Raw genomic sequence first — 23,025 nt, 5'->3', positions numbered from 1 at the left:
TGAATGTCCTGCCAGGATCTGTGCGCGGATTGGGCTCCGGTCTAGGCAGACTCGGGGTCTGGTGGGCAGTGATCACATCGCACAGCCTTGTTGATGTAGGTAGGGATGTCGTGATGGAAGTCCTGAATTTTTGCCGGATGGTAGTGCGCTTTGATGCACTCTGCTGGAATGTCTGAGCGCACTACGTAGCTCGGTGACGACGATATGCCTAAAGGGCGTTTTGTCCGAAGCTGCCCCCATTCCGACAGTATGATTTTCGCTACATCCAGCTTCTGCGCAGGTGTAATGAGCTCGATAGGAATGTCCACCTCCAATACGGTCGGAATGCCGATCGTCCGTAGCCGGAGTCTGTAGTCCTCGTCGTAACGCCCGCCACACAGCTTCGCTGCCAGTGCCAGGAGGTACTCGCTGCCGTTGATGATGTAGTGACCGAATTCCCTAACCATCGTGCGGTCATCCCCGGACAGCCAAATCCTGCCCCGTTCACTTGACTCACGGTGCTTCATCCTCTCGATGGCCTGGTCGAGGGTGGCCGCTGGGAGATCAGCAAAAAGCTGTCGAAATTTCTTGATGATCGAGTTGGCGTTCTGTCCCCGAAGCCCGTGCTCGTAGTAGCTCGAAAGCGACTCAGGTCGGCAGCCGTGAAATGCTTTGAAATGGGTATAGAACGAGGACATTCGATCGCAGAACTCTGGTACCAGGTCATCGTGATTCGGGAGCCAGTCCATGACGTCCGACCAGCACTGGGGCCTGCGCTGCTCCAATACCTTTGCCAGGCTCGGCGTCAGCAAAGGCTTTGCGTATGACCGGACGTGTTGCAACCAGGCGCGTCGGTTGCGCCAATCCAAAACTTTATGTGTCATTTCGACTATCCAGCTCCCTGCTGTCACCGTTGCATAAAAAAGGCCCCGTGAGGAGCCCTTCGAAGGTCGTACTGAGCCAGCTCTCGACTTCCTGTGCGCCGTACTGGGCTTTCCAGTCTTTTATTGTTTTGTGGTTGCCGCCCTTGGTCTCAACGACTTTACCAGAATGAATCGCCCCTGATTTCCAGGACGCCTCGACTGGCTCCTTTTGGCCCGATTTCTGCCCCTCGTGACAGGCAGAAATCGACCGATTCTGTTGAAAAAGTAGCTCCCCTGTCTGGCCTGCGGCAAAATCTCTGCATTGGCCAGCAGGGAAGCACACAGCATGATGGGACAGTTATCGAGTGGGCAGGATCGACTGTTTTACTCGTTCAACCTTGAAGATCACATCCCAGCCAATCACCTTCTGCGAAGCATTGATCAGTGTCTCGATCTGAACGACCTGCGCCATTACCTCGCCGATTTTTATAGCCCGATCGGGCGTCCGTCGATTGATCCTGAACTGATGATCCGCATGCTGATCGTGGGCTATTGCTACGGCATTCGCTCCGAACGGCGGTTGTGCGAAGAGGCCCATTTGAACCTGGCGTATCGCTGGTTCTGCCGGTTGAGCCTTGAGGATGAAGTCCCCAATCACTCGACCTTTTCCAAAAATCGACACGGCCGTTTTCGGGACAGCGATCTGTTTCGCTGGTTGTTCAACGAGGTGCTGCGTCGTTGCATGGATGCTGGCCTGGTCAAAGGCGAAGGATTTGCTGTGGACGCCAGCATCATCAAAGCGGATGCGAGTCGGCAGCGCGGCGTACCGGGTGATGAACAGGTCAACTGGAGCGATCCGGCCCTGAGCACCCGCGCCGTGCGTGAGTACCTTGAAGCCCTCGATGAAGAGGCTTTGGCCGAAACGCTACCGAAGCGTTTATCACTGACTGATCCTCAGGCTCGCTGGACCGCTGCTCCAGGCGGCCCCGCGTTCTACGCTTACTCGACGAATTATCTGATCGATACCGAACACGGCGTCATCGTGGATGTGGAGCCTACACCGGCTCATCGAACGGCCGAGGTTGAGAGCACCAAGACAATGATCGAACGGGTCGAAGCGCAGTTCGACATCAAGCCGGAGCGCCTCATTGGCGATACCGCTTACGGTACAGCGCCGATGCTGGCTTGGATGGTGGAGGAAAAAGACATCGAGCCGCATGTGCCGGTGTGGGACAAAACAGAGCGCAAGAACGACAGTTTCTCGAGCACCGATTTCCACTGGAATGAAGAGGCTGATGAATACCGCTGCCCGGCCGGCAACGCCTTGCGCAGCGAGTGGCGAGCCTTCAAGAACGAGCGTTCGCACGTCACCAAAGCCAACACCATCATCTTCCGATCCAGACAGACCGACTGCGTAGCGTGTCCGATGAAAGCCAAGTGCTGCCCGAACACTGCGTTTCGTAAGATCGCCCGCAGCGTCCATGAAGCCGCTCGGGATGTGGCTCGGCGCATTGCAGCAACACCGGCGTATCAGCGCTCTCGCCACGAACGTAAAAAGGTCGAAATGTTGTTTGCCCACCTCAAGCGAATCCTGAAATTGGATCGCTTGCGACTACGTGGCATGAGCGGCGCGACCGATGAGTTCACGCTGGCCGCTGCGGTGCAGAACCTGCGCCGGCTGGCCAAATTTACCTCTCAAGGTCCACCGGTCACGGGATAGGTGCGCCTGCACTAAGCAAAAACCTCAAACTAACCCACTAACTGAGCGGCAACGGTCAACGAAGGGCCGAAAAACCACTCAATGTGGTGAGTAGGTTCTCCAGTGGTAGTCGTGCCTGAGTTCAGGCGATCTGAAAATCCGACTTTTTCAACAGAATCGGCCAGAAGCGGTCTCTCGCAGGCCAGCTTTAGCTCAGATCTTACGCATACGGTAATATCCCTGCGCACCGCCAAGGTTATGGAGTCGGGCTGATAACCACGAAGGGATTGAATGAATTTAGAGCTTGAAATTGAGAGAGTTTTTGGGGGCAAAGCTTTTGTTAGACCTCTTTTCTACTCGTGTCCAGGCGGGCTGCGCTTTGCACTATCCGAAACCGGCGGGGTGATAGAGCAGTTCCTTTCAGCACTGCATAAATCAACGAAGATTTGCAGCGATGTTTTTGTTGGTGAAACGGCGCTTGTCGCTTGCCTGCGCATTCACTCCGGAAGCAATCAATTTGCTCATCGTGCCGCGATTCACGCTCTTCGATCTGCCGGCATTGACATACCCACTGAACGGTCAGTCTGGAGCGAGGAAATAGATCCAGCTGAGTGGTACTGCGAAAATGATCCGGAGTATTGGATCAACGTGGCATTTGAAGCGCCTATGAACCTGCTCCAAGCATTTCTTTGGTGTGCATTGGCTAAAGACTTCGCCGTGATACAGCCTAAGCCCAGATGTGATTTCTATCTGTTCAATTTGAAAAAGCGCGTCATGATTTTCCCATATGACGATAGGGGTATGGATGTGGTTGGCCCCAATACAGATCTGCTCTTACAGTTGTACCGCCATCATCATGCATACCTGCTGGACTATGACCGTCCGGTAATGGATATCACATTCACAAAGCATGCGACCTAGTTTCTATTTTGGATTGAACCTGACACAGAGATTGACCGTCTCCTTTGGGTCGTTCTCTGCCGGTCATGGCCGCGAAGCATGCTGGTTAAAATCCGATGCAAATGACTGGTCAGGTCGAATGCTAATGGGTGGGCAAGTCTGTGCAATTAGCCATTTGCGTATCAAACGCTGCTCTTGAGCCAGTTCTCGAAGCGCGTCGGCCCGATGATGGGGTGTTCTCCCGGCGTGAGCGAATGGTCATCGATTGGCGCGCCGAAGTAGGGGACAGTGTCGTCTGCTTGGGCCTGGCGCGGGTCGTTGGTGTGTTGCAAAAACAGGCGCACGAACTCCACCAGCGGCCAGCGCTCTGGGCCTGCGACCTCCAATGTCTGATTGCTCGGCGCTTGCACGGCGACCTTCGCCAGCGCTGTCGCGACATCGACGGCGGCAATCGGTTGTAGCTCGGCGGAGGTCAGGCGGACGGTGTCGCCTTCCTGCACGCCCGAGTGCGAAATCGCCCCGATGAATTCGAAAAATTGCGTGGCCCGCAGGAGGGTGTAGGGGATGCCTGAGTCCTTGATGAGTGTTTCCTGGGCCATTTTCGCCCGGAAGTAACCACTGTCGAGCATGCGCTCGGTGCCCACCACCGACAGGGCGACATGGTGTTTGACGCCTGCGGTTTTCTCGGCAGCGAGCAGGTTACGCCCGCTGGTTTCGAAGAATTCGAGCACGGCAGCGTCTTCGAAGGAGGGCGAGTTGGCCACGTCGACCACCACGTCGGCGCCTTGCAAGGCGGTTTGCAGTCCTTCGCCGGTGAGGGCGTTGACGCCGGTGCTCGGTGATGCGGCCAGGGTTTCATGCCCCAGGTCTTGCAGGTTTTTGCAGAGGTGTCTGCCGATCAGCCCGGTACCGCCAATGACGACGATTTTCATGACGAGTCTCCCGATGCGATGTCAGTCCCGAGTGTCGTGTTGGTGGATAGATCGAGGGGCTGGCTTTGAATCCTGTAACCATTAAAGACCTGCAATGGAACTGCTTGGTGTTGTCCGATAGGTGGTTCGCTCAGACGACGATCGGGTCAACTTGAAAAAATGCAGAGATGCGCACAAAAAGACCGGAAAAACAGATTGGCGGGAATGTTATATTGCCAGCCTTTGTATCCCGTCATGTTTTGAAACATGACGGTGTGTTTGAGGCGACTCAAACGGCTTTTCAGTATCCAGCAGTAAGATTGATAACGCGCCGAGGATTGGGCGCCAGGTTTCGTTATGCATGGCAGGAGGCGTTACATGCGTTGTGTTCTTTCACTGCTGATCACGCTGGTCTGCGCACAGGTGGCATGGGCCGAGCCCACGGCCGAGTTGTCGGAACCGGTAGGCGGCTGGCGCTATCACGGCCTGCTGGACCGTAGTGAAAATCCTCGAGTCGCCTATCCCACGCCGCCCATCGACCGGGGCGTGCAGCGCAATCGCACGATGATCGAAGGCCAACTCAAGGCTCTCGGCACGTTGCGTCCGCCCCATAGCCTGGCGGTCAACGGCAATCCCCTGAATTTGTACACCGACGACCAAGGGCGTTTCGCCCGGCCATATGCGTTCGGCGCCGGGTCCAACAGCGTCGAAGTGCGCAGTTCCGAGGGCAAGTCGCTCAAGCGCGTTCAATTCTATGAAGCCAACAACCTGCGCACGCCGGCGCGAATTCGCGTGGTGCTGGGTTGGGACGACCCCAAGGCCGAACTTGATCTGCACATCATTACCCCCGACGGCCAGCATGCGTTCTGGGCTCGCCCGGCGATGAGCAATGGCGGCGGCCTGGACCCGGACGGGGTCGATGGCCCCGGCCCGGAAATGTTCACCATGACCGCGCCGATGCATGGCACTTATCTGGTTTACGTGAACTATTGGGGCAACTTCGGCAGCGGCGGCTATAACTTCGATGAGACCAGCAACCAGAACGAGGTGATCACCTCGCAAATCAATCTGGTACTCAACGAAAACACCGTCGACGAAAAACGCGAGACCTTCATCGTGCCTTTGCGGGCGATCGGCGACCTGCTGCTGGTCAAGACTTTCAACTATTAAACATCCCGCACCACGGATGAATTGGGTTTGTGAACATGAGTGATAACACTGTTTCCCCGGCCGCTTCCCCGGCCGCTGCCGCACCTGTGGCCAACACGTCCCGTCGCTGGCCGGCGCTGGTAATCGGGCTGTGCCTGGTGGCCGGCGTGGCGGGTGGGTTGGGGTGGTTCCTGAACAAACCCAAGGCTCCGCCTGCGGAACTGGCCAGTGACAAACTGGGCATGGGCCGGCCGGACGGTTTGCTTGAAACCCACTCCCTGAGCCAACTGCCCAAGGATCTGCTGGCGGTGCCGTTTCTCAAGGAAACCCTGACCGAAGATTTCGTCTTCTATTACGAAGCCCACGCCGACCGCCTCGGCTTGATCGGCAGCTTGCGGCGGATCATTTACGAGCATGACCTGAAGTTGCAGGACAGCCTGATCGAGCAGCTGTTCGATCAACCGGCGGACGTGGCGCTGTGGCGCGGGGCGGATGGGCGTCTCAAGGATTTCCTGTTGGTGATGGATCGCGGCGGGCTGGCCAAGGTGCTGGAGCCGCTGGCGAAAGTGGCGCTGGATGATACGCAGCTGAGCAAGCTGGCTGAAATCAAGGTCGCCGGCGATGTGGTGCCGCTTTATCAACTCACCTACAACAACAGCAAAGCGCTGCTGTTCGCCTCTCATGGCGACAAACTGGTGGTGCTGTCCAACCCGGCCAAGCTTTATGAAGCCGGCCACGGTCCAGTCGAAGAACCCGGCATGGTCTCGACTGAATCGCTGGAAGCACTGCTCAGCGGCCAGAAATTGTTCCCCGAAGCCTTCGGCCTGCAACCCCGCGCGCCTGAAGTGAAGCAACGCCTCTCGGTCAATTCCAGCGTTCTGGCCATGGGTTACCAGCGCTTCATCCCGAATTTCGCCGGCCTGCGTTTCGACATGGACGACAAGGGCTGGCACAGCTTCCTCGCCATGGATGAACTGGAAAACCAGCCAGACTTCGACTTCAAACCGATCTGGCAGGCCATGCCGATGGGCGCCAGCGCCTGCGTGACCTTGCCGCTGGCCGCCGAACAACAGAAACCGCTGCTGGTGAAACTCGGCGCCGACGCCGCCGCGGCCCAAACCCTGACCGAACACATGGCCGGTGCCGCCGGCCTGTGCTGGTACGCCGATTCGCGGTTGTACACGCCGCTGCTGGTGGCCAGCCTGAACGACGATGACAGTGCCAAGCTCGACGGCGACCTGGGCAACTTGTTCGGCTCGATGGTCGGCGCCTACGAAGGCAACGTCGCCGAGCACGCGTTCCCGGTGGTCGAGAAACAGGAAGGCCAGACCCACCAGTGGCAGCGCCAGGTCAGCTCCAACTTCGGTCCCTACAAGGCCAAGGATGCCGAGCAACCGGACGCGATCACCGGCAAAGCCTTTATGCGCGTCAGCCTGGCGCGCCACGGTTCGACGTTGTTGTTCTCCCTCGATGACAAACTGGTCGACAAAGCCCTCGGCACCCTCGACAAACGCTTCCCGCCCATGGCTGACGTGGTGCCGAAAGACCTGCTGATGCCGATCTATTTCGGCCCGGACTCCATGGCGCAACTGATGCAACAGGAAACCCTCGACAGCCTGCCGCAAGACATGGAGCCGGTGTTCTACAACGCCGCGCAAACCTACCTGATCCCGAAACTGCGCACCCTCGGCGGCTATGGCAAATATGCCCTGACCTTGCCTAAAGGCAGCGAGCCCGACGGTCACTGGCAGTGGCTGCCGCTGGAGTGGAAAGCCCTGTGACCACACTCATCCGAGGCCTCGGCCTGCTGGCGTTGTTGCTGGGGACTCGCACCTTTGCCAGCGAAGCCCCGGCGCTCGACCCGCAGCAATCCCAGGTATTCCGCGCCTGGTTCGTGCGCATCGCCCAGGAACAACTGACCCAAGGCCCGAGCCCGCGCTGGTATCAGCAGGACTGCGCCGGGCTGGTGCGGTTTGCCGCCAACGAAGCGCTGAAAGTCCATGACGATAAATGGCTGCGCAGCAATGGCTTGTCCAATCGCTACCTGCCGCCGGAACTGCAACTGAGCGACGCCCAACGCGGCCTCGCCCAGCAATGGCAACAGGGCGGCGGCAAAGTCGGACCTTACGTCAACGCGATCAAGCTGATTCAGTTCAACAGTCATCTGGTCGGCCGCGATGTGGCCCAGGCCCGACCCGGCGACTTGATGTTTTTCGATCAGGGCGACGACCAGCACCTGATGATCTGGATGGGCCGCTTCATCGCCTATCACACCGGCACTACCACCCCCACTGACAACGGCATGCGCTCTGCAAGCCTGCAACAACTCATGACATGGAAGGACACCCGATGGATACCCGACGCAGCCAACCCCAACTTCATCGGCGTCTATCGACTGAACTTCCTCTCCCAATGATCGGTGCCCGCATGCTGCGCATTTGCTCTCGAATTTCATTGCTGCTGGCCCTTCTGGCGCCTTTAGCCACGGTCAACGCCGAAGACACCGTCGAGCCAAGCGGCTACACGCCGGTGGCCGGTGAAAGCTTTTTCCTGCTGGCCGACAGCAGTTTCGCCAGCGACGAACAGGCGATGGTTCGCCTCGAAGCGCCGGGCCGCGATTACCGCCGGTTCCGCATGGAGCCTTACGGCGGCGCGGACATTCGCGTGTATCGCATCGACAAGCCGCTGGATTTCCTCAAGCGCCAGAAGAACCTGCACCGCGTGGTCAGTGACGGCCAGTTCAAGGGCGAAGGCCTGTCGAACACCCTCGCGTACCTGTGGGACAACTGGTACCGCAAATCCCGTAGGGTGATGCAGCGGGCGTTTTCCTACGAGTCGCGTAAACAAGTCACCGAGGAAGTGCCGGAACTGAAGATGGGCACCGCCATCGCCGCACCAACGCCTTACGACGCACAGCCACAATTCGCCTTGATTCCGGGCCTGCCGGTGGTCAGCCAATTCCGTTATCCGCTGTGGCAAGCCAAACCGATCCAGCCGCCTGAGGGCGTGAACCTGGCCGGTTCTTCCAGCGAGTTCGTCAGTGTCTCGCCGGGCAACGTGTACATCCCGTTGGGCAACCTGAAACCGGGCCTGTACCTGGTGGAAGCGCTGGTCGGCAAATACCGCGCGACCACCATGGTTTTCGTCTCCAACACCGTGGCCGTGAGCAAGATTGCTGGCGATGAATTGCTGGTGTGGGCCGCACGCAAACATGAAGGCAGTTCGGTGCCAAAAGTGAATGTGCTGTGGACCGACGGCCTGGGCGTGATGAGCAGCGGCGCGACTGACGCCGACGGTTTGCTGCGTCTGAAACACGTCAGCCCCGAGCGTTCGTTCGTGATTGGCGAGGACGAAGAGGGCGGGGTGTTCGTCTCCGAGAACTTCTACTACGACAGCGAAATCTACGACACCAAACTCTATGCATTCACCGACCGGCCGCTGTATCGGCCGGGGGACTGGGTGTCGCTGAAAATCGTCGGTCGCGAGTTCAAGAACGCGCGGGATTCCGTGGCGCCGACTGCTGCCGACGTCAATGTGACCGTCCTCGATGCTACCGGTACCGCGCTGCAATCGTTGGCGCTAAAGCTTGATTCCAAGGCCGGTACTCAGGGCCGCTTCCAGCTGCCGGACAACGCCGTGGCAGGCGGTTATGAGCTGCGTTTCAGCTACAAGGATCAGGCCTACAGCAGCGCCTTCCGCGTCGCTGAATACATCAAGCCGCACTTCGAGATTTCCCTGAACCTGGCCAAGCAGGATTACCGCACCGGCGAACCGGTGAAGGGCAGTCTGGTGCTGTTGTACCCGGACGGCAAACCAGTGGCCAACGCCAAGTTGAGCCTGAGCCTGCGTGCCCAACAATTGTCGATGGTCGATAACGAGCTGCAATACCTCGGGCAATTCCCGGTAGAGCTGACCAGCGCCGAACTGACCACCGATTCCAAGGGCAACGCCAGCCTCGACCTGCCTGCCGCCGAGAAACCGAGCCGCTACATGCTCACCGTGTTCGCCAGCGATGGCGCGGCGTATCGGGTCAAGACCACCAAGGAAATCCTCATCGATCGCGGTGCTGCGAGTTTCCGCCTGAGCGCGCCGCAGCGGTTCAGCGCGGTGGGCGGCAAGGTTGCCTTCAGCTATGCCAACGAAGGTGGCAGCGAGCAGAGCAAAGCGGTCACCCCGAGTAGCTACAGCTGGGTGCGTCTGGAGGATCAGACCACTGGCGAAGGTAAACTCACCGCCAAAGATAAAGGCTTCACCTTGGCCTTCGACCGTCCGGGCACTTACAACCTGACGCTGAAAGATGATCACGGTCGCGTGCTTGGCGCGACCGGTCATTCGGTCACCGGCGACGGCGTCAAAGCCGTGCCCGGCACCGTGGAAATCGTCCTCGATAAACCCGAGTACAAAGCGGGCGATGAAGCCCTCGCGTTGATCACTTTCCCCGAGCCGATTATCGATGCGCTGTTGTCGCTGGAACGCGACAAGGTCGAGGCCACGGCGCTGCTGTCCAAGGGCAGCGATTGGCTGAAGATGGAAAAAATCAGCGACACCCAATACCGCGCGCGCATCCTGGTGAAGGACACTTTCGCGCCGAACCTGACGTTCTCGGTTCTTTACACCAAGGGTGGCCAATACAGCTTCCAGAACGCCGGCATCAAAGTGGTCGCGCCGCAGATCGACGTGGCAATCACCACCGACAAAGAGGCGTATCAACCAGGGGATACCGTTACCGTCGATCTCGCTACCCAGTTCGCCGGCAAAGCCATTCCGGCGCACCTGACGGTCAGTGTCGTGGACGAGATGGTCTACGCCCTGCAACCGGAAGTCGCGCCGACCATCGACCAGTTCTTCTACCACCCACGCCGCAACAATGTGCGCACCAGCGCCAGTTTGTCGTTCATCAGCTACGACGTGGCACTGCCGGGCAGCCCAGGCGCGCCGGGCAAAGCCAACCGCAGCGAGCGCGGGGTGAAAGTACTGGAACGGCCACGTCGCGAAGACGTCGACACCGCCGCGTGGCAGCCTGAACTGATCACCGATGCGAATGGCAAAACCCGCTTCACCTTCAAGATGCCGGACTCGCTGACCCGCTGGCGCATCACCGCCCGCGCTATCGCCGATGAAGGCCAGGTCGGGCAGAAGAAGCAATTTGTCCGCTCGGAAAAGCCGCTGTACCTGAAGTGGAGCGGCCCGACCAAGTTCCGCAACAGCGACAAACCGGATCTCGGTGTGTTCGCGTTCAGTCAGGCCGAGAAGCCGGTCAAGGCTGAGCTGGTAATTCACTACGGCGGCGCGGAACAGCGTGTGCCGGTGACCTTGAACAACGGCATCAACTACATCGCATTGCCAGCGTTCACAGTAGCCAATGGCGAGTGGACTGCCGAGCTGGTGCAGGATGGTAAAACCGCTGATGCCCTGGCCGTGCGCCTGACCGCGACCGGCGAAGGCTGGCAGGTGACGCAAAGCCAAAGCCTGGACGTGGCCAGCGGTGACACGCCGCTGACCTTGCCGGCGGACGCCACGGATATTCGCCTGCGTCTGGATGACAGCCCGCAAGCGCTGTTCCGTTCGGCCCTCGATGATCTGCTGAGCTATCCGTACGGCGGCGTCGAACAGACCGCCAGTCGTTTGTTGCCATTGAGCATCGCTTATCCGACCTTATCGTCGAACCCGCAGATCCGCGATCGCTTGCGTTTGATCATGCAGAACAGCCGCCTGCGGCTGGTGCAAATGGCCGGCCCGTCGGCGAGCTTCACCTGGTGGGGCTTTGACGGTGAGCCGGATGCGTTCCTCACCGCGTATGCCTACTACGCTGACTGGCACGCCAGCAAAGCGCTGGAACTGAGCCTGCCGCCGGAGCATTGGCAGCGGGTGCTGGAGGTGTACGCCAAGCAGTCGCAGAACACGCCGCTGTTGCAGCGGGCGTTGATTCTGTCGTTTGCCAAACAGATGCAATTGCCGGTGAACACGTTGCTCAGCGGTTTGATCGACGACTTGGTGAAAGCCGGCGAAGGCCATGCGGCGAGTGTGATGGACGACGGCGAAGAGAGCCTGGTCATGAGCGATCCGGATTCGGCGTTGGGGCTGGCCAGCGCTCGGCTGTTGACCGCCTCTCTGGCGCGTCAGGCCAAGGTCAATCTGCCGGAGGCGTTCAGTCGTCAACTGGATGCTGCGCAACAACAAGTGGCCGCCAGTTCCCAGCCGTTTGTCGAAGCCTTGAACCTGTCGCTGCAAGCCTTCGATCAGGCTCACGCGCAAGCGCTGCTGCAACGCTTGTTGCCACAGCAATCGACCCTGGAACGCGCCTTGGCGCTGACCTGGCTGCAACGCAGCATCGAACAGGCCTCGCCCACCATCGCGCTGGCACCGGGTGATGGCTGGAAGAAAAAGTACGGTGATACCGGTGAGATGTATTGGACGTGGCAGGGGGCTGCAACCGTGCCTGCAACGTTGTCGCTGAGCGGGACGCAAGAACGCCCGCTTCGCGCTGCGTTGAGCTTCCAGAGCAAGCAACCGCCGGTAGACCCGATGGCCGTGACCATCACTCGTCGTCTGTCGCGTCTGGTGCCGGGTGACGAAGCGTTCGAGTTCAAACTCGAAGCCGTCGGGACCAAACCGTTGTCCAGCGACAGCCTGTACCTGGACGAAGTGATCATCACCAGCAAAGCCGCAAAACCGCTGCGCTACGGCATGCTCGAAGTGCCGCTGCCACCGGGCGCGGACGTCGAGCGCACCACGTGGGGCATCAAGCTGATGGGCAAGGCTGGCACCGAGCCGACCGCGCTGGAGAAGGCCCGTTTCGAACCGGGGCAAATGGCTTACGCGATCCCGGTGGATGCCTTGAGCGGTGAATTGCGCCTGCGTCATCTGGTGCGCTTCTCGCAAAAAGGTCAGTTCAATCTACCGCCGGTGCGTTTCACCCAGGTCTATGCGCCACAGCATCAGGCCCAGGAACAGAAACCGGCGCTTGGTCAGGTCACGGTCCACTGACATGACCCGGCGTCTGGTCTGGTGGTTGTTGTGTTTGATGCCTGCGCTGGCGACAGCGCAGGACGAACCGTTGCGACTGGGCTTCAAGGATGAATTGCTTTCATTGAGCCAGACTCAGGTGATCTCGCGTGAGCCATTGCCTGCTGATCTGCAGACGCCGCTGGGCAGTTTGTGGAAGCTGTTTGTCTACGGCTGGTTGGTGGACACCGGCGCGCGTGAGCCGGCGTATGAGTGTCGCGGGCAATCAAAGGAAGAGGTTTATTGCTGCACGGCGGGCGGCAGGATTGAGCGCGATCAGGCATTGGTGAAGTCTTGCGGGCTGTATTTCGAGCCTGCGCGCTTGGGCATTGCCGGCGCTGAATGGCGCGAGTATTGGCAGGCGAGACAAGCGCCGAAGTGGCTGCTGGACTTGCCGTCGTTGCAACCACAGACCCGGGTTTCGGTGGCCGGGTTGCTGAAGGTCTTGGCCGTGATGCCGGCGCAGGATCAGGCGCGGCGGGTGTTGCTTGATGTGGTGCTGAATGCGGCTGATGGCAATGTCGTCGGTGAGCTTGGCGGCCGGTTGCGGGTGAAAACCTGGAGCTGGTTGGGGGATCAGGATCCCTCGTCGCGCCAGGGCGGGTTCGCTGGCTGGACGGCGGACGGCACGCCGATCTGGGCCGGTGGGCGCGGCACCAGTCAAATGGTCTTGCGCAATTACGGTCAGGCACTGGCGACGGTGTTGCCTTCGTCTTGGCCCGCCGAGGCGGGGAAGTGCGTCGAGGTCGGCCTGTTCGCGCGTTATCCGCTCAAACGCGTGCTGTCGGGGGATCGCGTGTTAGCGCCCGGGCCTTTGCAAGGCGACTATCGCGTCGAGTTCGCCAACGGCAATCAACTCGAGATCCACAGCGACGGCGAGTTGTTCTTGCTCAAGGACAAACTCGTCGCCCGCCTGGACCGCGAAGAATACGTCGCCCGCGTCCTGCAGCGCGAAGCCAGACCGGAACCCGCCGAAGCTGCCAAAGCCCTGAGCGTCGCGATCCGCACCTACCTGCTGCAAAACGCCACCCGCAATGGCGACTGCCTGAGCATCGACGACAGCAGCAGCCGACAGCGCGTCGCCCCACGCCCGGCCGCGACCGAATCACGCAACATCGCCGCGTGGACCAGCGACCTGGTCCTCGCCGGCAGCAACGTCACCTATCACTCCGACCAACCGGGGCCGGACAAGCTCTCCTGGCAGCAAGCCGTCGAACAGGCCAATGCCGGTCAACGCTACGACGCCATCCTGCTGCACGCTTACCCGCGCGCCAGCCTCAGCCGCTGGGACAATCCAGTGGCTTCCTGCGATGCATTGCCCGCCGCGCAAGACTGGCTGCAAAAACAACGCCGCGGCTGGCGACCACGGCTGGAAAGCGAAGTTGGTTACAACGAAGTCAACACCTTCGCCGTTTGCCGCCTGGCTTTCGGCCGTCCTTTTGTCGATCGCGAACGCCAGCGCATTTACGTGCGCGGGGTGCTGTCGCTGCAAGACCGCCTCGACCTGACCCACGAATACCTGCACCTGGCCTTCGAAGCACACCCCAACGGCCAGGATGAAACCTACATCGAAGGGCTCGCCCGCCACCTCTTGCTGGATTAGGCCATGAAACTCCGTTACCCACAGGTCCTCCTGTTCCTTTGTTCCTTTTGCGTATGGCCGACCACGTTCGCCGCCGATAGCGCGGTCAAACTCGACACGCCCGTCGGCGGCTGGCGCACAGGCGCGCCCGAAGGCGAAGGCGAAAACTTTCGTCAGACGGTTAATTACCCGGCGTCCTCGGTCAACACACCGGTGGGGCAGGCCAATACCGCTCGCATTACCGGCCAGATCAAATCCACGCCCAAGGGCAATGAACCCGGCAAGCTGATCGTCAACGGCGTCAGCATGCCGCTGAAAATCGACCCCGCCGGCCGCTATGATCGCCCGTTCTCATTCCCCAACGGCAGCAACAGCGTTGAAGTCCGCAGCCCCGATGGTCAACAACGCCATCGCACGCAGTTCCTCAATGCCAGCGGCGGCGCCACCCCGGCCAAGTTGCGAGTGCTGCTGGCCTGGGACAGCGACGGCACCGACCTCGACCTGCACCTCGTCACGCCTGACGGCGGCCACATCTGGTACGGCGACCGCGTCGCAGCCAACGGCGGCGCACTCGACGTCGACGTCACCACCGGCTACGGCCCGGAAATCTTCGCCATGCCGGCGCCGATCAAGGGGCAATACCTGGTGTACGTGAACTACTACGGTGGCGGGTATCGCAGTGATGAGGAGGGGCAGGAAGAGGCTGTTCAGCCCCTGACGACTGCGCAGATTACGGTGATTACGGAGGAGGGGACGCCGAACGAGAAGATGGAGACGTTCCTGGTGCCGATGCGGGCGGTGGGGGAGTTGACGTTGGTCAAGGGGTTTAGTTATCCGTGAGGGTGTAATTGTCCAGCGGGTTGTTGGGCAATTAAATTGGGCAGCGGTTTGCTGCCCGATTGCTTGAATATGGCCAGTACGACATACAGGCATGACGCAATTGTCGCAGCACTGCTGAGACCATTGCCCCGGACCCAAACCCTGATCATTCTCAACCGATACCTCGGCAAACAGCTTCAACCTTGAGCCTTTGGATCGCAATGTCCTCAAACTCCATGAAAACCCATTCTCATCCCCGAGTTTTTATTCGATGGAATAGGCAAGGCATTTTTTGAGCGCTGGCGTAAACTTTGCTTACATAATTCCAGGGTGGTTGCCTCGCGCGCGAGTATCGGCGATGGCTTGTCGATCACCTGCCTGCTTTTTGCCAGGCACCAGGAATGCCATGTTTTCAGAGATGGCGGTGGTTTCATTAAGGGAATGAGATGTTCGAGATAGATCGCAGCAGCAAGACGCTGTTGGTGGACCAGATCCGAAATGCAATTATTGCGCGCATTGAAACTTTCCAATGGGTTCAAGGCAGTCGGTTGCCTTCGGTCAGGGCTCTCTCCAAACAACTGGGCGTCAGTAACTTTACGGTGAGCAGCGCCTACGAGGACCTCGTGGCGCAGCACATTATCGAGTCTCGACCCGGGGCCGGTTACTTTATTCTCGCGACCAGTCCAGCGGGAACCCTCAAGGACCTGGACGAGTTGATCCCGCCGTCCAGCCTGCATGCGGGATTTCTGTATCGCGCGCTGGACCCTTCCCAATACGATATCCCCGTCAGTTCAGGCTACTTTCCTCCGTCCTGGCTGGCTGACGCTGTGCCTGTTTCTGTTACCGGACGGTTGATTCGTAACACGCTGTCTTGCAGCGTCCCGGCGCCTGCCGCGGGGAGTCAGCAGTTGCGCTCGGTGATTGCTCGCAAGTTGCGCGAGGTTCACATCAATGCCTCCAGCAACCAGATTGTGGTGACGGTGGGGGCGACCCATGCGTTCTCGCTGATTCGAAGTGTCATGCTCAAGCCCTGTGATTACTTGCTGGTCGAGGACCCGAGCTATCTGTTGCTGCAGTTGAAGCTGATCAAGGGGCGCGATTTCAACATCATCACGGTGCCACGATTGGCTGATGGTCCGGACTTGGAGGCCATGGAGGCCATGCTGATCAAATACCGGCCAAAACTGTTTCTGACCCAAACCCTGATCCACAATCCTACTGGCGGCAATACCTCCCCGGCCAAGGGGTTCAAGATTCTTTCGCTGGCCGAGAAGTATGATTTTCATATTGTCGAAGACGATATTTTTGGCTCGTTATCTGCCAAGCAAACCCTTCGACTGGCCAGCCTGGATGGTTTGAATCGCACCTTTTACATCAGCGGCTTCAGCAAAGTGCTCAGTCCTGCCCTGCGCCTCGGGTATGTGGCGGCACCACCAGCGTTTGTCGAACGTCTGGTGGAGCAGAAGATGTACAACTTGTTGTGCGGCTCATCCATGGACGAAACCATCGTGACCTACACTCTGGAGTCCGGGCGCTATCAGCACCATTTGGATGTTCTGCGTCAGCGGGTGATGCAGGAGCGTGTCAGGGCGCGGGAGTGGCTGGGTAAGGTGGGTGTGGTGTTTGACGAACCCGGCGTGGATGGTTTGTTTCTGTGGGCGCGTTTCCCCGCGCACGTGAACATTCGCCGTCTGATCGAACAGGCCCATGACGCCCGGATCTTTTTGGCTCCAGGGTCGTTGTTCAGCAACACCCGCGATTATGATCAGTACATCCGCCTGAACGTCAGCCACTGCAATGACATCCAGTTCAAGCGTTTCATCGACGCTCAGACTGGCAGCGAAACTGCCCAGCGAGTCACCGACCACAGTGTTCTGGATCAGGCGCCCGGTTAGCTGAAGCGCGCGATGCATTGACTACAGGTTTTGCTGCCAGCTTTTGAAGTATTCCACCAGGGTGGCCACTTCTCCCAGATCTTCATAGGAGTAGATGACGCCGTTGAGGATCTGGACTTCATCATTGTCGTGCAGTGTTTGAATGAACGAATCTTCAACGATTTCCGAGCCATTGACGGCCAGGCTGATGTCGTCGATCCAGTACAGCGGTTTGCCGTCCTGGTTCGACCACACTTGGGTGTCGGCGTAAAAAGATTTCAACGCTAATCCATTGGTTTTTATAGACATATCGTTAATTCCAGTTTGAGAGCCAGGCACCGCGCCCGCCGTCTGCTGATTGATCCAATGTATCGCTCCTTGTTTCAGGCAAGTGCTGTGGGTTATGCCTTTTTTTCAGCTTTGAAACGCAGGCATGTGTAGTCCACCGTCCATTGGCCGTCGGAGTTCAACAGATCATTGGCCAGCTCCTCCGTCACTTCTTCCAGGAAGCCAGCGCGGGCTTCAACCGGCAGCGCTGTCAGGTAAGGGCTACCAAAGGTTTGTATCCATTGGGCAATGGGGTAATCCAGTACTTCAGGTCGTTCGAACCAACTGATGTAGCTGATGTGAAACCCCGCATTCTCCAGCACCTGTTGGTATTCACCGGCTGTGGGCAGGAACCAGGGGTCAATGCCCTGCGCATCGACGGATCTGCGCTCCAGGGCGCCGTGGATCGCCCGCCGGATCAGCAGGGCATTCTCGGCACCGGCAAATTCACCGACGAAACGTCCACCGGGTTTGAGTGCCATGAAGGCCCCATGGGCGACTTGATCGGCACGTCGCATCCAGTGCATGGCGCCGCTGCTGAACACTGCGTCGAACTCTTGGTGAAAGAACAGCTCCTCGGCATTCCCCAGCCTCACATCCAGACCACGCAAACGTGCGGCTTCCACCTTTTGCGGGCTGTAGTCGACACCCACCACTTCAGCGCATTGCCGAGCCAATTGCTCACTCAGATAGCCGTCGCCACAACCGATGTCCAGCACCCGGTCGCCTGCCTTGAAGGCCAACAGTTCGACCGCGCCGTTGGCGGGTTGAGCGAAACGGGCGTTGTTTTCATACTGCGAGGCGTCCCACTGTGCCAGTTCCGAGGCGGGGCGAAAAAAGCTCGAAGACGTCATGGGCGGATTTCCGTCTGGGTATGGAGAGGATGTAACGGCGGCCCGAAAGCTCCTCAAGAAGCGCGCTGGTTGGCCAGCGCGCGGTCTTGTTTCAGATGCGCTTGGACAGCCAGACCAGCACGATGACGATGGCGCAGACGGCCGGGGTAAGCCAGTTCCACAACTCGCCCATCAGGAAGATCGAAAAGGCAAACGTGAAGAACGGTTGCAGTAATTGCAGCTGGCTGATGCGCTGGATGCCACCCAGGGCCAGGGCGCGGTTCCACGAGAAGAAACCCAGCAGCGAATTGATCAGGGCCAGAAACAGCAGGGCAGCGACCCCTTGTCCAGGCAAGTTGGCGATGGTCTGTCCGTCATAGAGCCAGAGGCTCACCGGGAGCAGCACAGGCAGGCTGATGACCAGGGTCCAGCACATGACCTGCCAACCTGGCAGTTCCTTGGACAGTGCACCGCCCTGGGCGTAGCCAAAACCGGCCAGCAGCACGGCGCCCAGCAGCGCCAGATCGCCGATGTAGATGTCCGAGACGTCCGACTTGATGACGGTGTAGGCCATCACCACCAGGAAGCCCAGGCTTGAGACCGCCCAGAACATTTTGGAGGGGCGAGTGCCTGTAATGAGGGTACCGAAGATCGCTGTGGACAGCGGCAGTGCAGCGAGTACGACGCCGCCGTGGCTGACCGGAACGTATTGCATGCCGAGCGCGGTGAGGATCGGAAAGCCGTAGACGATGCCGGTGGACGTCAGCAACATCCGCTTGATTTGCGAGCGATTGGGTAGCTTTGCTCGACCGATAAGTAAAAAGGGAATTGCCGCAAACGCAGCCAATACCGACCGGAAGAACCCGACTTGCAGGGCACTCAGATCGCCTGCGAGCATTTTTGCCGCCGGCAAAGTCATGGCAAACGCCGCGACCGAAATGAGTCCCAGGAAATAGGCTTGCAGGTCTTGATTCTTTGTTTCTTGAAAGCTGGCTACGTTTGTTTGCGTCATGAGACGTTTCCTTCTGGTTTCGCCGGTTGAACGTCCGCCTTGGGGGGCGGACGCGCACTCCGATCAGATCTGTTTATTGTTGAGGTTGGGTTTGTCCAACGGGCTGGTGCTCAGGAAAAACACCAGGGAGGAGCGTGTGCCGCTCTCTACCTTGCGTACGCCGTGGGGGATCTCGCAGCGATTGATCAGCACGTCGGCATAGCCGGTTTTAAATTGCGATTCGCGGCCTTCATGCTCGATAAAAAACTCGCCGCCTTCGTACTGTTTGCCGAACTGGATCACCACGGAATAGCGATATTCCAGGTTGCTGTAGGTGTCGATGTGCTTGCCGATGAAGTTGCCAGCTTCCAGCAGATTGGACTGGCAGCGGCGGATAAAACACTCGCCTTCCATGATGCCGTTGAAGAATTCACGGCTTTTTCCCGAAGAGAGGATCTCCACCACACGTTTGCCGTAAGGATCGTTGCGATACACGGGCAACTGACCTTTTTGATCCTCCATGAAGCGTCCCACCGCGAGAAAGTTTTCTTCACCTACATCACCGATCTCGATGATGGTTTTGGGAATGACCTGGCACGCCGCTTCCATGTAGTCCAGGTCTTCTTGAGAAAACAGCTGTGAGGCTTTGAGGGAGGCGTAGGCATTGCTGTTCAGTTCGTGGTTCGCGGCTTGAATCGTCTCTTGCATGATCAGGCTCCTTGATCGGTGGACGTTGGGTACAGGCTGTTTTGGGTGTTGAGAGAAGCAGCTTCCCAAGGGGTAAAAGGCTCGACCACCCCTCGGCACAAATGGTCGCGAATCAGATACAGCCCCGCCATGAACCCCCAGACTTCGAGGAATGGGCCATACGGGGAGGGCTGTTGCTCGACGCTGGCCCGATAATTGGCGATATGCCGGTAATGGACGTTGGGGCGGCGGTGGTGCGCGTCATGGTTGGGCAGGTCTTGAGGGTACACATACAAGCGCACCGGCAGATCGTAGAGCACACACTTCAACATCCAGGCGGCATGGGCGATGACCCCGCTTTCTGGCGGCGTGCGGCCCTGGAAACGACCCCAGGTCAGCCGGCCATAATGGCTTTTCTCGGTACGGCGGGCGTCCCGCTGGTAGAACCACAGGTGCTCGGTAAACAATTGCAGCCACATGGAGTGCTCGAACAGCACGGCGCGCGGTATCACGTACATCAAGCCAAAGGCTGGCAACCCACCCACCGCCCACAGCAGCGTCAGCAATACACCCCAGAAGCCCCAGCGAAACAACGCTTCACGACGGTCCAGACGAACAAAGCTGTCGAGCAACGTCCCACGCCATTGACGCATCAGGTAAACCGGGCGAAAGGGCGTGCAGCAGAGTCGCCACCAGTAGACCAATTCAGGCATCCCCGGGTAGAAACCTTGCTCGCGGATGAAGCGCTGGTCGGGATCCGTGTCCGAGCACAACACGTGGATATTGTGGTGTTCGCGTACATGGCTCTGGTTATAGGTGTCCCAGTCCTGATACAGCAGTGGCGTGGTCAGAAACAGCCTGGCATAGCGCTGTGCACGAGCCTTGTCCTTGAGTACCGCGCCGTGGGTCAGGTAATGGAAAGTGGCCTGCATGCTGCGCAACCGGTTAACCATCAGGACCCAGCCCGCCAGCACCAGCAACACCGCCGTACTCATGGAGAAGACACCCTGCAGCACGGCCTGGCCGAGCAGCACCAAGGCGATCATCATCGACCAGGTGAACAGCAAATGAGCCACCAGGAAGCCTTCACCGCTCTCATTCATTGCGCTCTTCAACGCCTCGGGTGTGAGCGCCTGTCCCTTGCCGGTCAGCCAGGTCCAGAAACCCTGGAAGGGCAGATGGGCATAGCTGGCACGGACATCGCCCTGTGGCCCGTACTGACAGTAGTGAGTGCATTGATTTGCACTTTCACGCGGGCTCATCAGTAAACCCTGGTCAGATAAAGGACAGGAATGGTGCTGTACAGCCAATAGAAGGGCTGCATGCGATTGTGATCCGCGCCGATAACAATGGGGTTGCTCCACTGCTGGGCGAACACCTTGCCGATGGCCGCATATTCCGCACCCTGGGCATACAGGATCTGCATCAACTCTTCATTGCTGCGCTGCTGGTGCCAGGCTTGATAGAGCGGCAGCCGTGCACTGAAGATGGAGGCATAGTCGAGATCGTCCTCGACGATGCAGCCGTTGTCCTGGTTTGCCAGGCGTTGCTGGGCCTCAGCCGTCAGTGCATGCCAGCAGTCTTCGCCACCGGCTGCTTCGGCGATCATGATCGACTCGGCGTCTGGGCCGAGAACATCGAGGATCTTCTGCTGGCTGATTCGCAGTTTGTGGGCGAAGCCTTCGCGCGTTTCATTGAGACGGTTCAGGGTACTGGCGTCAAACCCTTCGAAATCCCCGGCGGCCACGGCGATCCGTGCATCGATGCCGTGCTTCTTCAGCACCGCTTGCAGGTCAGGCAGGGTCTTGACCACACGTCCGGCCACCAGCCCGATGCCTTCACCCAGATGCTCGAAGGTATAACGCAGGCGGCCATTCTTGTTTTCGTAGCCGTAATCAGGGCATACCGGCGAGACCAGGGTAATGGTTTCACCGGCCAGTCCCTTGGCGAGGGCCTGGGCAAAACGCGCTACGAAGTGGGGCGCCGACTGCGCAAATGACAAGCGCTCAAAGGCCTGCTCGAGATCCACCACCAATTCGTCCGGCAGTTCTCGCATGGCGGGGTATCGCACTTTCAGGGCCGGGGTCGTGGCGGTGTTGTCATTGATGGCGCACAGCAGCAAATTCAAAAGCGAAGGCCGGCTCTGGTTGATGTACGGTTTGTCCAGAATCAAGGTTTTTTTGCCCTGAGTGGAACGAACCTGCCATTGAAAACCGGGGAATTTGGACTGAATGAAACGATAAAACGGCATGTAACGGGGAAGACCCGTCTGGCCATCGTCCGAGTGTTGGAACTGGGCATAAACAGCTGACAGTTTTGACACTTCACTTTCAATGCAAAGTGCCTGTACCAAGTCAGTCGGTGGCTGCTGGGACAGTGAGATAGGTGACAGCACGCGCTTGCTGATCAACTTATGCGTGAGTTTGTTTCTGACATAGTAGTGGGCGAGGGATTGGCTCATGGGATCACCGGTACGAAAGTTCCTGATCAGCAGGCATTAGTTCAATAAGATTAATATTGACGTGAGTGGGCTGATGCAGAGCCCAGAGGATCGAGTTGGCCACATCCGAAGGTTCAAGCGGCGTCAGGGTGCTGTACACCCGGTCGGCTCTGGCTTGATCGCCGGCAAATTGAACCAAGGCAAATTCCGAGCGGGTTTTACCGGGTGCGATATTGGTCAGCCGGACCCGGGCGCCCACCAGTTCGGTGCGCAGGCATTGTCCGAAATGGTCGACAAAAGCCTTGGACGCCGCATAGACATGGCCGCCGGTATAGTGATAGTGAGCGCCAATCGAGGTCAGGTTGATAATGTGCCCGCGACCGCTCTCTATCAACTTGGGTAATACCGCCCGAGTGACATTGATCAATCCATGAACATTAGTTTCCAGCATGGTGGATATTTGAGCGTCCGAGACGTCCAGTAACGTCCCTTGTCCCTGAAGTAAGCCGGCGCTATTGATGAGTTTGCTGAACGTGGCAAATGCATCGGGAAGTTTTTTCAACTGTGTGGTGAGTGAATCGATGTCACGCACATCACAGGCCAGGGGATAAAAACGTTCACCCAGTTCGTCGGCCAGTGCATTGAGGCGCTCGGTTCTGCGCCCGATCCCAACTACCTTGTTTCCCTGTTCTATCAACTTCCTGGCGCAAGCCAGGCCAATGCCTGATGTCACTCCGGTGACAACCACTGTTTCCTCAGTGTTCAATTGAAGCTCCTTTTTATTGCATTTTTTATGAGTCATTGGCGGGCTGAAGCGTGGGTGCCTGATGAGCACCTGCAGGTTATGGAGCTTGGCGAAGGAAGTACCGGTACGGCGATGGGGCGGGGGCAACGAACTGTATGGTTGCGCGACCATGACAGTTAGGGGGGCTGTTTATCGAGAGAGGGCTTGCGCAGGGGGGCGCA

At 58.7% G+C, this 23,025-nt stretch carries 18 protein-coding genes and 1 pseudogene; 9 read left to right on the top strand and 10 right to left on the bottom strand.

The genetic code is table 11. The features are described from left to right. Positions 1–41: 41 nt before the first annotated feature. Both AB7M22_RS15865 and AB7M22_RS15860 read right to left on the bottom strand, forming a co-directional pair. Positions 42–863, bottom strand: a complete 822-nt coding sequence (locus AB7M22_RS15865) for a hypothetical protein (protein ID WP_454187024.1) — start codon at positions 861–863, stop codon at positions 42–44. 70 nt (positions 864–933) lie between these two features. Beyond that, positions 934–1,032: pseudogene (locus AB7M22_RS15860) on the bottom strand (transcriptional regulator); the annotation flags it as partial. 156 nt (positions 1,033–1,188) lie between these two features. Here AB7M22_RS15860 and AB7M22_RS15855 point away from each other — a divergent pair. Together AB7M22_RS15855 and AB7M22_RS15850 are read left to right on the top strand one after the other, a co-directional pair. Beyond that, the gene (locus AB7M22_RS15855; protein WP_184744775.1) at positions 1,189–2,562 is read left to right on the top strand and encodes a transposase; all 1,374 of its coding nucleotides are present in this window, start codon (positions 1,189–1,191) and stop codon (positions 2,560–2,562) included. 270 nt (positions 2,563–2,832) lie between these two features. Continuing rightward, positions 2,833–3,462 carry a DUF3885 domain-containing protein gene (locus AB7M22_RS15850; protein WP_454187023.1) on the top strand — a complete coding sequence of 210 codons (630 nt, stop codon included), beginning with the start codon at positions 2,833–2,835 and terminating at the stop codon, positions 3,460–3,462. Between the two features lie 161 nt (positions 3,463–3,623). Here the strand turns inward: AB7M22_RS15850 and AB7M22_RS15845 are convergent, their stop codons facing one another. Continuing rightward, the gene (locus tag AB7M22_RS15845) at positions 3,624–4,373 is read right to left on the bottom strand and encodes an SDR family oxidoreductase (protein WP_454187022.1); all 750 of its coding nucleotides are present in this window, start codon (positions 4,371–4,373) and stop codon (positions 3,624–3,626) included. 357 nt (positions 4,374–4,730) lie between these two features. On the opposite strand from AB7M22_RS15845, the gene AB7M22_RS15840 reads away from it, so the two are divergent. From AB7M22_RS15840 to AB7M22_RS15810, 7 genes are all read left to right on the top strand, one after another. Further along, positions 4,731–5,522, top strand: coding sequence for a YfaP family protein (locus AB7M22_RS15840; RefSeq protein WP_008008415.1), 792 nt, complete (start codon positions 4,731–4,733; stop codon positions 5,520–5,522). A gap of 35 nt (positions 5,523–5,557) precedes the next feature. Further along, positions 5,558–7,282 carry a DUF2138 domain-containing protein gene (locus AB7M22_RS15835; RefSeq protein WP_454187021.1) on the top strand — a complete coding sequence of 575 codons (1,725 nt, stop codon included), beginning with the start codon at positions 5,558–5,560 and terminating at the stop codon, positions 7,280–7,282. Then, positions 7,279–7,917: a DUF1175 domain-containing protein gene (locus AB7M22_RS15830; RefSeq protein ID WP_454187020.1), complete on the top strand. Its 639-nt coding sequence runs from the start codon at positions 7,279–7,281 to the stop codon at positions 7,915–7,917. The genes AB7M22_RS15835 and AB7M22_RS15830 overlap by 4 nt, the downstream gene beginning before the upstream one ends. Then, a complete protein-coding gene (locus AB7M22_RS15825) occupies positions 7,914–12,488 on the top strand; it encodes an alpha-2-macroglobulin family protein (protein ID WP_454188823.1) in 4,575 nt (1,524 codons plus the stop codon). The genes AB7M22_RS15830 and AB7M22_RS15825 overlap by 4 nt, the downstream gene beginning before the upstream one ends. 1 nt (position 12,489) lies before the next feature. After that, positions 12,490–14,109, top strand: coding sequence for a DUF2300 domain-containing protein (locus AB7M22_RS15820; protein ID WP_454187019.1), 1,620 nt, complete (start codon positions 12,490–12,492; stop codon positions 14,107–14,109). A 3-nt stretch (positions 14,110–14,112) separates the two neighbouring features. Beyond that, the gene (locus AB7M22_RS15815; RefSeq protein ID WP_454187018.1) at positions 14,113–14,928 is read left to right on the top strand and encodes a YfaP family protein; all 816 of its coding nucleotides are present in this window, start codon (positions 14,113–14,115) and stop codon (positions 14,926–14,928) included. Between the two features lie 425 nt (positions 14,929–15,353). Further along, positions 15,354–16,802: an aminotransferase-like domain-containing protein gene (locus AB7M22_RS15810; RefSeq protein WP_454187017.1), complete on the top strand. Its 1,449-nt coding sequence runs from the start codon at positions 15,354–15,356 to the stop codon at positions 16,800–16,802. 21 nt (positions 16,803–16,823) lie between these two features. On the opposite strand, the gene AB7M22_RS15805 is transcribed toward AB7M22_RS15810, so the two are convergent. The 7 genes from AB7M22_RS15805 to AB7M22_RS15775 all read right to left on the bottom strand — a co-directional run bounded on the left by AB7M22_RS15805 (position 16,824) and on the right by AB7M22_RS15775 (position 22,825). Further along, positions 16,824–17,090, bottom strand: a complete 267-nt coding sequence (locus AB7M22_RS15805; RefSeq protein ID WP_454187016.1) for a hypothetical protein — start codon at positions 17,088–17,090, stop codon at positions 16,824–16,826. Between the two features lie 92 nt (positions 17,091–17,182). Continuing rightward, positions 17,183–17,962: a class I SAM-dependent methyltransferase gene (locus AB7M22_RS15800; protein ID WP_454187015.1), complete on the bottom strand. Its 780-nt coding sequence runs from the start codon at positions 17,960–17,962 to the stop codon at positions 17,183–17,185. A gap of 91 nt (positions 17,963–18,053) precedes the next feature. Then, on the bottom strand, positions 18,054–18,953 hold the full coding sequence (locus AB7M22_RS15795; RefSeq protein ID WP_454187014.1) for a DMT family transporter: 900 nt from the start codon (positions 18,951–18,953) through the stop codon (positions 18,054–18,056). A 63-nt stretch (positions 18,954–19,016) separates the two neighbouring features. Continuing rightward, the gene (locus tag AB7M22_RS15790; protein ID WP_454187013.1) at positions 19,017–19,640 is read right to left on the bottom strand and encodes a 2OG-Fe(II) oxygenase; all 624 of its coding nucleotides are present in this window, start codon (positions 19,638–19,640) and stop codon (positions 19,017–19,019) included. A gap of 2 nt (positions 19,641–19,642) precedes the next feature. Then, entirely contained in the window at positions 19,643–20,881 is a 1,239-nt protein-coding gene (locus AB7M22_RS15785; protein WP_454187012.1) for a hypothetical protein, read from the bottom strand. Next, positions 20,881–21,870, bottom strand: coding sequence for a hypothetical protein (locus tag AB7M22_RS15780; protein WP_454187011.1), 990 nt, complete (start codon positions 21,868–21,870; stop codon positions 20,881–20,883). The genes AB7M22_RS15785 and AB7M22_RS15780 overlap by 1 nt, the downstream gene beginning before the upstream one ends. A gap of 214 nt (positions 21,871–22,084) precedes the next feature. After that, complete coding sequence (locus tag AB7M22_RS15775; RefSeq protein WP_454187010.1) at positions 22,085–22,825, bottom strand: SDR family NAD(P)-dependent oxidoreductase; 741 nt, start codon at positions 22,823–22,825, stop codon at positions 22,085–22,087. Positions 22,826–23,025 lie beyond the last annotated feature (200 nt).

It is taken from the genome of Pseudomonas sp. ADAK2 TE3594 (assembly GCF_053628675.1).
This window is presented reverse-complemented; position numbering and strand designations above follow the sequence as displayed.